The organism is Celeribacter baekdonensis (assembly GCF_900102315.1).
Taxonomy (GTDB): Bacteria; Pseudomonadota; Alphaproteobacteria; order Rhodobacterales; family Rhodobacteraceae; genus Celeribacter; species Celeribacter baekdonensis.
The window spans coordinates 363,862-377,973 of the sequence record NZ_FNBL01000002.1 but is presented as its reverse complement, the minus strand read 5'-3'; the positions used below and the strand labels follow the sequence as shown (position 1 = coordinate 377,973).

Genomic DNA, 14,112 nt, shown 5'->3' with positions numbered 1-14,112 from the left:
CCTAATACCATCGCAAAAACCGTCATCGAAAACGCAGGCTCTCGGGCCTGCGTTTTCGTTCTAACTGTGCTCTTCCGCCGCCGTGTCCGCCAATTTCTTGCTAAACACCCGAAGCGCATCGACCTGAAACAGTGCACCGTGAAGTTCGGCTCCGCTTTCCTCATGCAGCGTGACCACAGGAATAAACACCAGATTATGCGCCTCAAACAAAGGCATCGCCTTTTCCAGAGTCATATTGGGCGACAGATAAATCCCCTGATTGATCAATTCCTTACAGGCCTCTTCTGAGGCTGCGCGTGGCGCATCCGGGGCACGATAACATTGATGCACCCGCACCGTCGCCAAAAGATAAGCCTGCGGACCTGCCGCCAAATGCACATCACGCCGTTCCAACAATGTGAGAAAAAACGAGCGATCCACCAACCGTGAGGCCAGTGCGGTGGACAGCGACACCGCGACCATCACTGCCAATCCGGTTTGCCAATCCCCGGTCAGTTCGAACACGATCAAAGTGGTCGAAATCGGCGCGCCCAAAACGGCCGCTGCCACCGCCCCCATCCCCGCCAAAGCATAGAGCGTGGCCGTGCCCGACACATTCGGGAACACTGCCGTGGCGATCAGGCCAAAGGCCAGCCCGGTCAAAGCCCCCACCATCAAAGCGGGCGAAAACACGCCCCCGCCCATCCGTCCGGCCATGGTGATGGCGACGGCGATGACCTTGATCACGGCAAAGACGATGGCCTGCCAAATCAGCAATTGCCCGGTGAGCGCGTAAGACGTGGTCTCGTATCCAACGCCGATGATATGCGGAAAAAAGATCGCAATCCCGCCGAGCAAAAACCCCGCCACCGCCGGGCGCAAAACCGGCGGCAGATGCATCCGCTCTTGCGCCCATGAGCCAAAATCATCGGCCATGAAAATCGCCCGCATCATCACCACGGCGACGAGACCGCAGATCAGCCCCAACAGCAAAAACGCCGGGAGTTCGACGTAAAAGGTCAGCGCCCCTTCGGCGGCCAAGGTGAATTCAGTGACACCGCCGAATTCCAACCGGTTGATCACCGTGCCCGCCGCCGAGGCAATGACGATCGGCGCAAACGCATGGACCGCAAAATGGCGCAAGACGACTTCGAGCGCAAACAAGGCCCCGGCAATCGGCGCGTTGAAAGACGCCGACACGGCGGCGGCGACAGCACAGCCCAAAAGGTCGCGCCCGGTGATACCATCGGCATGCAATCGGTTTGACACCCAACTGGAAATCACCCCCGCCAAATGGACCACGGGGCCCTCGCGCCCCGACGATCCGCCGGTGGACAGCGTGATCAGTGAGGCGGCGGCCGATGCCAGACCTGCGCGTTTTTCCACACGCCCCTCGTTTAACGCCGCACCTTCGATCACATCCGCCACCGAGCGCACCCGCCCGTCCGGCGTGAACCAGTTGAGGATCACCCCAACCACCAGCCCGCCACAGACCGGCAATGCCAAAACCCAATACCATGGCAGGCCTCCGGCAAAACTATGCAGGTGGCGCAGATCATCCGTGCCGTAGAAAAAACCTTGTAACAGGTTGATCCCTTTACGGAAAAGCAAAGCGGCAAAGCCGGAGGCAACACCGATGCACAGCGCGATGAACCAAAATTGGATTTGGCTGGGGCCGCGCCTGCGGATCAGGGCCACGGTCTCGGCAAGGCCCTCCCGGATCTCACCAATGGCACGTTTTGGGTATGAAATTTTATCGTCAGACATGCCCGACGCTGTCCCCCTGCCCTCAATTATCGGCGTTTTTTCGCGCCCAATCGCCTTTGATCGGCGGATTTTATCCTCTGTCAGGCGGGTCCTGCGCTTTCACTGCCCCGCCGCATCCTCTAAGGTCGATCAGCCGCAACAGACAGCGATTCCGATATGATCTCAGATACTCTCTTCACCGAGCTTTCCTCCGTTCTAGAGGGTCGCTTCACCCGTTCCAAGTCCGATTTGGATCAACACGGCCAGTCCGAGACGTGGTTTCCGCTGACCCCGCCCGAAGCCGTGGCCTATCCCGAAACCACCGAAGAGGTCGCAGCCCTGATGAAACTGTGCCACGCCCATGACATCCCTGTCACGGGCTTTGGCGCGGGCACCTCGCTTGAGGGTCAAACTTTGGCGATTCACGGCGGGATTGTGGTGGATTTTTCCCGGATGAATCGGGTGTTGCGGATCAATGACGCCGATATGGATGTGGTGGTGCAACCGGGCGTGACCCGCGAGGCGCTCAATGTCGAATTGCGCACCACCGGGTTGATGTTCCCGGTCGATCCGGGCGCGAATGCCTCGCTCGGCGGCATGGCGATGACCCGCGCGTCGGGCACCACGGCGGTGAAATACGGCACCATGCGCGACAATGTCATCGGGCTTGAGGTCGTCTTGGCCGATGGCACGATTGTGCGCACCGGATCGCGGGCGCGCAAATCGGCGGCGGGTTATGATTTGACCGCTTTGATGGTCGGGTCCGAGGGCACATTGGGCCTGATCACCGAACTGACCCTGCGGCTGCATGGGCAACCCGAAGCGGTGTCGGCAGCGGTCTGTGCCTTTGACGAGATGGGGCCTGCGGTCGAGGCGGTGATTGCGACGATCCAGATCGGCCTGCCGATGGCGCGGATCGAATTTTTGGACGCGGATTCCGTGAATGCCGTGAACCTCTATTCCGGCTCAGATTTTCCGCTGAAGCCGCATTTGTTCGTCGAATTCAACGGCTCGGAACAGGCGGTGTCTGAGCAGGTCGATCTGTTTGGCGAGATCGTCCACGATTTCGGCGGCTCGGATTTCAACTGGGCCACCAAAGCTGAGGACCGCACCGCGCTTTGGACCATGCGTCACCACGCCTATTGGGCCTGTTTGGCGCTCAAAAAAGGTGCGAAAGCCGTGGTCACCGACATCTGTGTGCCAATCTCGAAACTGGCTCAGGCGGTGGAAGAAACAGCGGAAGACATCAAGGCCTCGCCCTTGGACGGGCCGATTTTGGGCCATGTCGGAGACGGCAATTTTCACGCCATTTTGCTGGTCGACCCCAATGACGAGGCCGAGATCAAAGAAGCCAAACGCTTGGCGCATCTGATGGCCGAACGGGCGCTGAGGTTGGGCGGCACGATCACCGGCGAACATGGCATCGGTATGGGCAAAAAGAGCCTGATGATCGAAGAACACGGCGAGGCTTGGGCGATGATGGGTGCGATCAAGGCGGCACTGGACCCGAAGAATATCCTTAATCCGGGCAAGATCGTCCCCTAAGATTTGAGTATTTTCATCACGGTAAAGACAGGCGCGCGGCTTTCGTCTCGTGCCTGTAGTCTTAGCCGATCAAAAGCGCGCGGGCGGCGTCACGCGCGGCTTCGGTGATCGTATCACCCGCCAACATCCGCGCCAATTCGTCAATCCTTGCCATCTCGTCCAAAGGCGTGACTTCGGAAAGCGTCATGCCACCTTCGACCCGTTTGGCCACGCGCCAATGATGCCCGCCCAAGGCCGCCACTTGCGGGCTATGGGTGACGACCAAGACCTGCCCATCTGAGGCCAGGGCTTTGAGCCGCCGCCCGACCGCATCCGCCGTGGCACCGCCGACACCACGGTCGATCTCGTCAAAGATCATCGTGACGCCGGATTGATCGCGGGTGAGGCAAACTTTGAGCGCCAAAAGAAAGCGCGACAATTCCCCGCCAGAGGCGATTTTTCCGATCGGACCAGCAGGCGCGCCGGGGTTGGTGGCGACCGTAAAGGCCACGGAGTCGCGACCCTCCGCGCCCGGCTCGCCCAATGTGATTTGGGTCGAAAACACCGCACGTTCCATTTTGAGTGGGGCGAGTTCCTTGGCCATCATCACATCCAACTCGGCGGCGGCTTTGGTGCGGGCCTGCGTCAGGATGTCAGCGGCGCTGTCATAGGTGGCTTCAGCCGTCTCAACCGCTTTGGTCAGCGCCACGAGATCGCCCTCACCACGATCAAGAGCGGCCAGTTTCAGCCGCAGCGCATCGGCAAAACCGCCGAGATCATCGGCCAAAACCGAATGTTTGCGCGCCAGTCCACGAATGGCGAACAGCCGCTCTTCGACATTTTCCAACTCATGCGGGTTGAACCGCAGCGCGTCGATACAGGATTCGACGCCAGACTGCGCATCGGCCAATTCATTGAGCGCCCGACCCAAGGATTCAATCGCGCCCTCAAGCCGCCCTTCGGCCTTTTCCGCCGCGCCCTCAAGCCAACGCAGAGCATCCGCCAACATCCCCTCGCCGCCATCATAGGACAGGGCTTGATGGGCCTTGGCGACATCTGCGGCGATCTTTTCAGAGGACTGCATCAGGCGACGTTGGGCGTCGAGTTTGGCCTCTTCACCGGGCTCGGGATTGAGCGCATCAAATTCGGCCACGGCATGACGCAGGAACTCTTCTTCGTTCTTGAGCGCGGCTTGCTCCCTGGTCGCTTTGACCAAGGCTTTGCGCGCCTCAGAGAGCGTTTTCCAAGCCTGGCGTGTGGCAGTCACCATGGGCTCAAGCCCGCCGAAACTGTCCAAAAGCGTGCGGTGGCCACGCGGGTTCAACAGCCCGCGATCATCATGTTGGCCGTGCAATTCCACCAGCACGTCCGAGAGTCGGCGCAACACATCGCCCGACACCCGGCGGTCATTGACCCATGCGGTTTTGCGCCCGTCGGCGGCATTGACCCGGCGCAGGATCAGCTCGCCATCCTCGGCCTCGATGTCCAATTCTTTCAGCACATCCTCGGCGTCATGGCCGCGCGGCAAATCGAACACCGCCGTCACTTCGCCCTGCGCCGCCCCCGCGCGCACCAAATCGGCGCGCCCGCGCCAGCCCAGCACAAAGCCGAGACTGTCAAGCAGGATGGATTTGCCCGCACCGGTTTCGCCGGTCAACACATTGAGACCCGGCTGAAACTCAAGTTCCAGCCGGTCAATGATCAACATGTCCCGGATGTCGAGACTTCTTAACATGAGATGGGCGCTCCGTCCCTCAGAGCCATTCGCCGCGGATCATCTGACGATACACCGCGCCGAGCCAGTTGTTCTCAAAGACCTTTGGTTCAAGCCCCTGCCCGGTCAGCAGTTTGTAACTGTCCTGATACCACTCGGTCGATTGGTAATTGTGACCCAAAATCGCCGCCGCGGTTTGTGCCTCTTCGACAAAACCAAGCGACAGGTAGGATTCGACCAACCGGTGCAGCGCCTCTGGCGTGTGCCGGGTGGTTTGGAATTGCTCGACCACGACACGGAACCGGTTCACTGCCGCCGTGTAATGTTTGTGTTTCAAATAATAGCGCCCGATCTCCATCTCTTTGCCCGCAAGGTGGTCAAAGGCGAGGTCGAATTTCAGAATCGCCGAGCGTGCATATTCGCTGTCAGGATAGCGTTCGATCACCACCCGCAGCGCCTGAAGCGCCTGAAAGGTCAGGCCCTGATCGCGACCGATGTCGTCGATCTGGTCATAATAAGACAGCGCGAGGAGGTATTGCGCATAGGCGGCGTCTTCGTCGGCGGGATAGAAATCAAGGAAACGTTGGGCGGACACGCGGGCATTTTCATAGTCGCGATCACGATGATAAGAAAAGGCCTGCATGATCAAAGCGCGTTTGGCCCAATCGGAATAGGGATAAAGGCGCTCGACCTCGCCAAAATAGAAGGCGGCGTCGCCGAAATCCTTTTGGGTGATCTCATATTCTGCGCGTTTGTAGATCTCTTCCGCCGGGTAGCCTTCAAGATCGGTCGTGGGCGGATTATCCCCACAGGCCACGAGAAAAGCCATGGAAAGTCCAAGCGTTACACCCAATCCGCGTTTGATACGTGCCGTCATGAAAGGTCCTACCTACACCAGTCATCAGCCCCTAAAACTGGGCCGTGACCTCACTCCTAACACAGAAAAATCCGGTGCAAAACGTCTTTACACCGGAAATAACGTCACGGTGTAGAGGCTTTTGTGTTTTTCCTCTATCGGGGGATTTTGAAAAGCTCTGAACTCTTCCCCACGGCGTGTGGTTTAGGCGCAAAACGCCAGATCAGAGCGCGACACCCCCGCCCCCGGAAGACGCGCCGCCGTGGGCGCATCAACGGTGACATAGGCCCAAGCACCGCGAGTCGCAAAGAGTTCGCGCAACAAGGCGTTGGTCATCGCGTGACCGGATTTTTCACCAATATAGCGCCCCAAAATGGGCGCTCCCGCGAGGTACAAATCACCCAAAGCGTCCAACATTTTATGGCGCACGGGTTCATCCGCGCGGCGCAAACCGCCGGGGCTCAACACGTCCTGACCATCAACGACAACGGCGTTTTCAAAGGTGCCACCAAGCGCCAGACCGTTTTGCTGCATATGATCCACATCCGCCTTACGGCAAAAGGTGCGGCAATTCGACAGTTCACGCACAAAGGCGCCATTGGCCATGACCAACCGCTTGTCCTGCACGCCGATGGCTTCGTCCACAAAATCAATGTGGAAATCAATTTCCAGGGTCTCTGCTGGCTCAAGACGCGCTTTGGCGGAGCCATTGGTGACCTCAACGGGTTTGAGAATTTTCAGCGCGCGGGTCGGACCCTCCTGGTTGACCAGACCCACAGCCAGCAAGCCATCCACAAAAGGAGCGGCAGAGCCATCAACGATCGGCACCTCAGGCCCATCAACGAAGACGGTGGCGTTGGAGATGCCACAGCCCGCAAGCGCAGCCATGATATGTTCAATGGTCGAAACCTCTGCGCCATCTTCGTTGCGGATCAGGGTGCAGAGCTGCGAGGGGACAACATGGTCCCACCGCGCCGGAATGATCGCGTCACGCGGATCAGAGACGTCGGCGTGAATATCAGAGCGCACAAAGGTGATGCCGGTATTGGCCGGTGCAGGCGCGACAACCATACACACAGGCGCACCGGAATGGAGACCCACCCCGTCGAACCGAACTTTGCTTGCTACCGTGGTCTGCACCAGAGGCCTCACATTCATTTTCCCACGCAGATGGCGTTTCTCGCGGGTTATAATCATGCCGATCTCGTACTGCGCTCTGCGGGAAGTCCCTTGCTTGGCTGCAGATATCGGCTCCTCACACCACCCCGGTGCTTGGTTTACAGTCTCCTAACCAACAATGGGCCATAGCCTCAACTCAATCTTTGTAACGGATTGAAACATGAGCACCCCCTGAAAGGCAGATTTTCGCGCACATTCACGCCGCATCGCAGCAACTCACTGTTATAAAAAGAAAAAGGCCGCCCAAAGGCGACCTCTTACTCTGATGATTTTCTAAAAATGTGACCTGAATTCTGCGGTTATCAGACGCGTGATCACAGATTTATGTCAGTTGGCCTGACGACGCAGGAAAGCCGGAATCTCGATCTTTTCCGCTTCGGGATTCGGATCCTGGTCTTCGTCATAGGCCTGATGGACTTGCGGGCGCACTTGCGGCTGCGCGCCAAACCGGGCTTGCGGCTGGGCCTGCGGTTGAACGGGACGGGCTTCCCCCTCGGCACCATGGCCGGTCATGCGACCGATCAAGGAGTTGATGCCAAAGCGACCGGCCTTGCCCGCATTCGGATCAGCCTGCGGATGCGGGTCGGCGCGCATATCAGCGCGCGGTTGTTTGGCCACAGCGGCCTGCAAACGTGCCAAAGCTTCGGGCGACGGCGTGCCCGCAGACGGAGCGCGCGGTGCGACAAACGCATCGGCTTCGGGTTCATACATCGCCGGTTGCGGCGCGGGTTGCGGACGCGGTTGATAGGCCGGAGCCGGAACATCGTCTTCCATGGCACGGAAATCGGCCTGACGCTGCTCATAACGGGCGGCATGTTGCGGCTCAGAGCGCGCATTCACTTGCGGGTCGAACACGTCGAGCGTCGGCTGGGCCGGCTCTTCGACGGGCGCTGGCTGTACCGCGACAGGAGCCGCAGGGGCGTGTTCGATTTTTTCTTCGACCACGGCAGGAGCGGCCAATGGCTCGGACAAGCGACGACGTGCCACCGGCATTTCGCCATAAGACTGGTTGGCGTCGATGCCCGTGGCCACAACGGACACGCGCATCATGCCTTCGAGTGTGGAATCCATGGTCGAGCCGACGATGATATTGGCCTCCGGGTCCACCTCTTCGCGGATGCGGTTGGCGGCTTCGTCCAATTCGAACAGGGTCAAATCGTGGCCGCCGGTGATGTTGATCAACACGCCTTTTGCACCGCGCAGAGAAATCTCGTCCAACAACGGGTTGGCGATGGCTTTTTCAGCGGCTTCAATCGCGCGGTTTTCACCGGACGCTTCGCCCGTGCCCATCATCGCCTTGCCCATCTCATCCATCACCGCGCGCACGTCGGCGAAGTCGAGGTTGATCAGGCCCGGACGGACCATGAGATCGGTCACGCCTTTGACGCCCTGATAGAGCACGTCATCGGCCATAGAGAAGGCTTCGGTAAAGGTGGTTTTTTCATTGGCCAGACGGAACAGGTTCTGGTTCGGAATGATGATCAACGTATCGACCATCTTTTGCAGCGCCTCAACGCCCTCTTCGGCCTGACGCATTCGTTTTGCGCCTTCGAATTGGAACGGTTTGGTCACAACACCCACGGTCAACACGCCCAGTTCACGCGCCGCCTGGGCGATGATCGGAGCGGCCCCAGTGCCCGTGCCACCGCCCATACCGGCGGTGATGAAACACATGTGAGCGCCTGCAAGGTGATCAACGATTTGTTCGATGCTTTCTTCGGCAGCGGCGGCCCCCACGGAGGGACGTGCGCCTGCGCCCAAGCCCTCGGTGACCTTCACACCCATCTGGATGCGGGCCGCGGCCTTGGCGTGTTGCAAAGCTTGTGCATCGGTGTTCGCAACGACGAAATCGACACCTTCAAGCTCTTTTTCGATCATGTTGTTGACCGCGTTGCCACCGGCCCCGCCCACACCAAACACTGTGATTTTCGGTTTTAACTCGTCCCGATCGGGCATCGTCAGATTCAAAGCCATGATCTACCGCCTGCTTTCCTATGCGAGCGCGCGTGCTTCTGCCCGTGCTGCCCGTATAACTGTCCCCACCCCTGAATCGGGGCAAAATTTACCTGTTCACGTTGAATCTTAGGAGGTTTATGACGGTTCGTCATCCCAAAAACATGATTTCGCCACAAAATATAGGGTTAACCCCGCTAAACTCGGCGGGATTTTGCGCAAAACCCCAGATTTAGGGGGTATTGAAGAAACCATACCTATGGAACGGACTGAATCCGCTCCAAACCCTCTCGAAAGAGGCGATCGTTGCGCGTATCGCGCTATCATGTCGGGGCACTGCTCGGTGCCATTTTTCAGTGCCACTTTTGCCGTGTCTTGCCTTATCCGCGCCGATTTAAAGGGTCGTTGACGTCAAAGGGTATCGTTTCTGCCTCTCGGCGGACGTTGACTCGCCCGCTCTGCTTTTCAATTAGCATAGCCCCGTAGGGCACTGCAATCCGTTTACCAATTGTCTTTGAACCACCGCATCGCCCGTTTGAGCGAGCGCGCCGGATAGCGTTCGGTCGGGATTTCAAAGTCCCACCATTCGTCTTGCGGATTGGCGGCAAACAGGCACAGACCAACAGCCGAGGCAAAGGCCGCTCCGGTCGCCGCCTGCGGCAAGCCTTGGACGCGCAAAGGCCGCCCGATGCGCACCTGTTGGCCCAAAATCTTCGGTGCCAACGTATCAAGCCCCGGAATTTGCGACGCGCCGCCCGTCAACACGATCTGTTGGCTGGGCAGATGTTCAAACCCGGCGGCGTCCAGACAATCGCGCACGCCTTCCAGAATCTCTTCGACACGCGGACGGATGATCCCGATCACTTCAGAGCGGCTCACGGTGCGCCGGTCGCGCTCCCAATCACCGCTGTCACCCCCAACCTCGATCATCTCGCGGTCGTCCATCCCGGTGGCGACAACGCCGCCGTAAAAGGTCTTGATCCGCTCTGCGGTCGCCGCCGGGATTTGCAATCCCATCGCGATGTCAGAGGTGACATGATCACCGCCCATGCGCACGCTATCGGCATAGATCATGTGTTTTTTCATGAAGATCGACACATCGGTCGAGCCGCCGCCCATATCGACACAGGCCGCGCCCAGCTCTTGTTCGTCCTCAACCAGCGCCGAGATGCCCGACACATAGGCGCCAGAGGCCACACCCGCGACCTCGAGGTCACAGCGTTTGATGCAATACAAAAGGTTCTGGATCACCGCGCCATCGACGGTGAGCATATGCATATCGACGGCAAGGTTTTGCCCGGCTTGACCGCGCGGATCAGACAGACCCGACCGGTGATCCAGCGCAAAGTTGACCGGCTGAGCATGAAGCACCTCGCGATGAGGGCCATAATCGGGCACCTCAGAGGCGGCCAACACGCGCGCGACATCTTGTTCGGACACGATGTTTTGTTCGACTTCGACCTGACCGTCCAAGCCATAAGAACGCGGATGACCGCCAGAGAAACAGGCGATGACGTGATCGACGCGGGTCTGGGCCATCTTCTGTGCCGCCTGCACGGCGGTGCGGATGGCGCGTTCTGTTTCGGCCATGGCGTCAATCTCGCCAAAGCGCACCCCACGCGAGCGTGTGGTCGCCGCCCCAATCACCCGAAACGACGATTGCCCGGCCAAAGCGCCCACGCCCTCGCCGCCAACAAAGCCGTCGCCATCAAAGCGCAACACAAGACAGGCGATTTTAGAGGTGCCAACATCCAAAATGGCAACGACCCCGCGTTGCAACGCGGCTTTGCGCATGTTCCGCATGGCCCGCTGGGCTGCATAAAGATCAGTCATCTGAACGACACTCCAAGTTCCACGCCCTGAAGCCTGCGCATCTCGTCTTGCGCCGCCTCAGTCAATTGTAACGTCGGCCGATCTGGCCGGCGCATATCCACCGCTTTGACATCGCGGCTCAAAATATCTTTGGCCTGATCCAATGCCATCACCTGCGCCATAGCGCCCAGAGGTTTTTCTTCCGGCAACAGGATGACTTGATCGCGGTCCAGCACCACATTCCAGCGCCGCTCACCAACCCGCACCAACCCACGCAAACGCGGCATGATCGGGGCGGCGGCTTTTAGGATCGCCAGGGCTTCGGCCACGTCACGTTCGGCACCAACGCCTGCAATCAACGGCAGATCAGGCCGATCCACCCGGTGTTCCAATGCGGCGACGCGGTGACCATCGACATCGAGCATCTCAAGCCCATGCGGCCCGCGCCAGACCACGGCGGGGGTGCGTTCGGTGATGTCGATCTGTAAAATCCCGCCCGCGCGCACCCGAAGACCCGCCTCGGCCACGGCATCCAGACCTTCGATTTGCTCCAACATCCCCGGCAGGTCGAGATCAAAAGAGGACAGCGGGAAATCCAGCGAGGTGATTTCGCGAATGTCCTCGGACAGCTCCCCCGATGCGCCATCAATGGCCATGAGTTTGACCATGAATTCCGGGCGGTTTTGGATGTCGCGTTTGACCTCGGCCACGGTGTCATGAAACGCCATGCGGTTGTCGGTATCGACAAACCACAGCCCAACACAGCCCGCAATCGCCAAAACCGGGGCCATGCGACGCATGAAAAACCGGAAAGACGGGGTCAGCCACAGCCGGTTGAACCGATAAGCGGCACGCGAGGGCGCCGGGTCACGTGGACGGGCCGGAGCATGTGCGGATGTGTCGCCCAGACGGGCGCGCAAGGCCCGCGCCACGGCTTCGGACACGCGCGCCGATCCGCCCGTGGTCGGCGCTTTGGCAAACTCAACCGGGTCTATCGGTCGCATGAGGCGTCCTCCACCATCCAGGCCACAAACTGACCGAATGTCATACCGCATATCTGCGCTTGCTCGGGCGACAGCGAGGTCGGCGTCATCCCCGGCTGGGTGTTGGTTTCCAACAAGATCAGCCCCGTAAGGCCCTTGCTTTCATCCCAGCGAAAATCGGTGCGCGACACGCCCCGGCACCCCAAAGCATTATGGGCGCGCAGGGCGTAGTCTTTACAGGCTTCGGTGATCTCATCAGGGATTTCGGCGGGACAGACATGGCGCGACCCGCCCGTCGTATATTTGGCGTCGTAATCGTACCAACCATCGGTGAGAATATCGGTCACGCACAGCGCACGATCACCCATCACCGAACAGGTCAATTCACGTCCGGGCGCGAATTGTTCGACCATCACCACCGGCGGCATGTCGGCGGCAAGACGCGGGGCATTTGTGCCCTCATGGACCAAATAGACGCCCACAGAGGAGCCTTCGTTATAGGGTTTCACCACATAGGGCGGGTCCATCACATGACTGGCCTCGACCTCTTCGCGGCGCGCCAAAACGGACGCCACAATGGGGAGGCCCGCACGGACGTAAATCTCTTTGGTTTTTTCCTTGTCCATGGCCAGAGCCGAGGCCAGAACGCCGGAGTGGCTATAGGGAATGCGCATCCATTCCAGAATGCCTTGGACACAGCCATCTTCGCCGTACCGGCCATGCAGCGCATTGAACACGACATCGGGCTGACAGGCGGTCAGTTGCGCGCAGAGGTCTTCGCCTGCGTCGATCTCGATAACGTCATATCCTTCACCCCGAAGTGCATTGGCGCATTCACGCCCGGAGACCAAAGACACCTCGCGCTCAGCCGAGGGTCCGCCTTTGAGTACCGCCACTTTAGGGGATTGCCTGCTCGACATGCCCACTTGTGCCTCAAATATCTGGAGCCTTATGGTGGCCCCTTTAGGTGTGAGATCTGTTTCGATCTCTTTTTATAAACGAGCCCGTTGTTTGGCCCTGTCTTTCAGGGGTATTTTTAACCCCTGTCTTGAAAGAGCCTGATTTTGCGGCTCTTTTCAACTCCCCGTTTGTGGGGAATGCTCTTTTACGCGTTTTGCTCTGTGGATGATTCGGATGCAAGCCCATCTTCGACAGGATCGCCTAAAAATTCACCAACGCGCTTGATTTCCCATTGTAACGCGAGACCGGCGTTTTGGAATACCCTTTTTCGCACCGTCTCTCCCAAAGTTTCAAGATCATGCGCGGTGGCCACACCGGTGTTGATCATGAAATTGGAATGTTTCTCGCTCATCTGTGCGCCGCCGATGGCAAAGCCGCGCAGGCCCGCGTCATCAATCACTTTCCACGCCTTCAACTCATGGGTGTCATCCGCCTGTCCGGTCGAGGAAAATCCTGCCGGATTGCGAAAGGTTGAGCCTGCCGAGCGCTCTTTGACCGGCTGTGTCGCATCGCGTTTGGCCAATTGATCGGCCATGCGCGCCTCCAACATCTCTGGATCGGCGGCTTCGGCGTCAAACGTGGCCTCGACGATCACCCAGCCTTCGGGCAGCTCGGTTTGACGGTACTGAAATTGCAAATCATCGGCCGTGAGCGTGACCAACGCGCCTGCCCGCGTCACCGCCTTGACCGAAACGAAATGATCCGCCACATAGGACCCGTAACAGCCTGCATTCATCCGCACAGCCCCCCCGATGGCCCCCGGAATGGTGCGCAGGAAGGTCAGGTCAAGTCCCGCCGCGGCGGCTTTACGTGCCACATGGGCGTCAAGGGCGGCGACACCGGCGGTGATGCGGGTGCCGTCGATGGCGATGTGATTAAAGCCGCGCCCCATGCGGATCACCACAGCGCGCAACCCACCATCGCGCACGATCAGGTTGGACCCCACGCCCATCGGAAACACCGCCACAGCGGGATCGAGAGCGGCCAAAAAGCTTTGTAAATCCGCCAAATCCGCCGGCTGAAACAGTGCATCCGCCGGTCCGCCGACGCGCAACCATGTCAGATCGGCCAAAGGGCGCTGTTCGCTCAACGTGCCACGCACATCAGGATAGGTCATTCGGCTGGGCCTTTTGTCATCACGCGTTTGATGCTCCGTGTTATTCCCCGGCCCAGATAAATCATCGGCCAGCGCAGGATCGACACCCCCGCCGCAAAGACGATGAGCCCGATCCATGGGCCGTTTTCATAAGTGACATAGCCCAAAAGGGGAACCCCAAGCACGATCAACCCACAGGCTGCGGGCCAATGGGCGCGTTTGGACGGAAACATGGCGATCACATTCGCCAAAATAGCCCAAACACAGGCCAATATGAGGGAGGTCGTCATCGTCATAGCCAAGCCACTTT

The 14,112-nt window shown here is 59.2% G+C and carries 11 protein-coding genes; 1 reads left to right on the top strand and 10 read right to left on the bottom strand.

What is annotated here, in order from left to right:
- Positions 1 to 60: 60 nt before the first annotated feature.
- On the bottom strand, positions 61 to 1,746 hold the full coding sequence (locus BLT54_RS06020) for a chloride channel protein (RefSeq protein WP_074642200.1): 1,686 nt from the start codon (positions 1,744 to 1,746) through the stop codon (positions 61 to 63).
- 156 nt (positions 1,747 to 1,902) lie between these two features.
- Between BLT54_RS06020 and BLT54_RS06015 the strand changes: the two genes are divergently transcribed.
- Entirely contained in the window at positions 1,903 to 3,270 is a 1,368-nt protein-coding gene (locus BLT54_RS06015; protein WP_074642198.1) for an FAD-binding oxidoreductase, read from the top strand.
- 61 nt (positions 3,271 to 3,331) lie between these two features.
- Here the strand turns inward: BLT54_RS06015 and recN are convergent, their stop codons facing one another.
- The 9 genes from recN to BLT54_RS05970 all read right to left on the bottom strand — a co-directional run bounded on the left by recN (position 3,332) and on the right by BLT54_RS05970 (position 14,092).
- A complete protein-coding gene (recN, locus tag BLT54_RS06010) occupies positions 3,332 to 4,984 on the bottom strand; it encodes a DNA repair protein RecN (protein ID WP_074642196.1) in 1,653 nt (550 codons plus the stop codon).
- Positions 4,985 to 5,003: 19 nt separating this feature from the next.
- A complete protein-coding gene (locus BLT54_RS06005; RefSeq protein WP_074642194.1) occupies positions 5,004 to 5,840 on the bottom strand; it encodes an outer membrane protein assembly factor BamD in 837 nt (278 codons plus the stop codon).
- Between the two features lie 183 nt (positions 5,841 to 6,023).
- A complete protein-coding gene (gene lpxC / locus BLT54_RS06000; protein WP_074642529.1) occupies positions 6,024 to 6,959 on the bottom strand; it encodes a UDP-3-O-acyl-N-acetylglucosamine deacetylase in 936 nt (311 codons plus the stop codon).
- Positions 6,960 to 7,325: 366 nt separating this feature from the next.
- Positions 7,326 to 8,972, bottom strand: coding sequence for a cell division protein FtsZ (ftsZ, locus tag BLT54_RS05995; RefSeq protein ID WP_074642192.1), 1,647 nt, complete (start codon positions 8,970 to 8,972; stop codon positions 7,326 to 7,328).
- Between the two features lie 480 nt (positions 8,973 to 9,452).
- Positions 9,453 to 10,784 (bottom strand): cell division protein FtsA, encoded by a 1,332-nt coding sequence (gene ftsA / locus BLT54_RS05990; RefSeq protein WP_074642190.1) that lies wholly within the window; start codon positions 10,782 to 10,784, stop codon positions 9,453 to 9,455.
- Positions 10,781 to 11,767: a cell division protein FtsQ/DivIB gene (locus BLT54_RS05985; protein ID WP_083351711.1), complete on the bottom strand. Its 987-nt coding sequence runs from the start codon at positions 11,765 to 11,767 to the stop codon at positions 10,781 to 10,783. Before BLT54_RS05985 ends, ftsA begins: the two co-directional genes overlap by 4 nt.
- On the bottom strand, positions 11,755 to 12,666 hold the full coding sequence (locus BLT54_RS05980; RefSeq protein WP_074642188.1) for a D-alanine--D-alanine ligase: 912 nt from the start codon (positions 12,664 to 12,666) through the stop codon (positions 11,755 to 11,757). Before BLT54_RS05980 ends, BLT54_RS05985 begins: the two co-directional genes overlap by 13 nt.
- A 185-nt stretch (positions 12,667 to 12,851) precedes the next feature.
- Positions 12,852 to 13,823, bottom strand: a complete 972-nt coding sequence (gene murB / locus BLT54_RS05975) for a UDP-N-acetylmuramate dehydrogenase (RefSeq protein ID WP_074642186.1) — start codon at positions 13,821 to 13,823, stop codon at positions 12,852 to 12,854.
- On the bottom strand, positions 13,820 to 14,092 hold the full coding sequence (locus BLT54_RS05970; protein WP_074642523.1) for a DUF2484 family protein: 273 nt from the start codon (positions 14,090 to 14,092) through the stop codon (positions 13,820 to 13,822). The genes murB and BLT54_RS05970 overlap by 4 nt, the downstream gene beginning before the upstream one ends.
- Positions 14,093 to 14,112 lie beyond the last annotated feature (20 nt).

What these genes read in the sequence shown, in the direction of transcription:
- BLT54_RS06020 (WP_074642200.1), bottom strand. Translation starts at nt 1,746, where the DNA reads ATGTCTGACGATAAAATTTCATACCCAAAACGTGCCATTGGTGAGATC.
- BLT54_RS06015 (WP_074642198.1), top strand. Translation starts at nt 1,903, where the DNA reads ATGATCTCAGATACTCTCTTCACCGAGCTTTCCTCCGTTCTAGAGGGT.
- recN (WP_074642196.1), bottom strand. Translation starts at nt 4,984, where the DNA reads ATGTTAAGAAGTCTCGACATCCGGGACATGTTGATCATTGACCGGCTG.
- BLT54_RS06005 (WP_074642194.1), bottom strand. Translation starts at nt 5,840, where the DNA reads ATGACGGCACGTATCAAACGCGGATTGGGTGTAACGCTTGGACTTTCC.
- ftsZ (WP_074642192.1), bottom strand. Translation starts at nt 8,972, where the DNA reads ATGGCTTTGAATCTGACGATGCCCGATCGGGACGAGTTAAAACCGAAA.
- ftsA (WP_074642190.1), bottom strand. Translation starts at nt 10,784, where the DNA reads ATGACTGATCTTTATGCAGCCCAGCGGGCCATGCGGAACATGCGCAAA.
- BLT54_RS05985 (WP_083351711.1), bottom strand. Translation starts at nt 11,767, where the DNA reads ATGCGACCGATAGACCCGGTTGAGTTTGCCAAAGCGCCGACCACGGGC.
- BLT54_RS05980 (WP_074642188.1), bottom strand. Translation starts at nt 12,666, where the DNA reads ATGTCGAGCAGGCAATCCCCTAAAGTGGCGGTACTCAAAGGCGGACCC.
- murB (WP_074642186.1), bottom strand. Translation starts at nt 13,823, where the DNA reads ATGACCTATCCTGATGTGCGTGGCACGTTGAGCGAACAGCGCCCTTTG.
- BLT54_RS05970 (WP_074642523.1), bottom strand. Translation starts at nt 14,092, where the DNA reads ATGACGACCTCCCTCATATTGGCCTGTGTTTGGGCTATTTTGGCGAAT.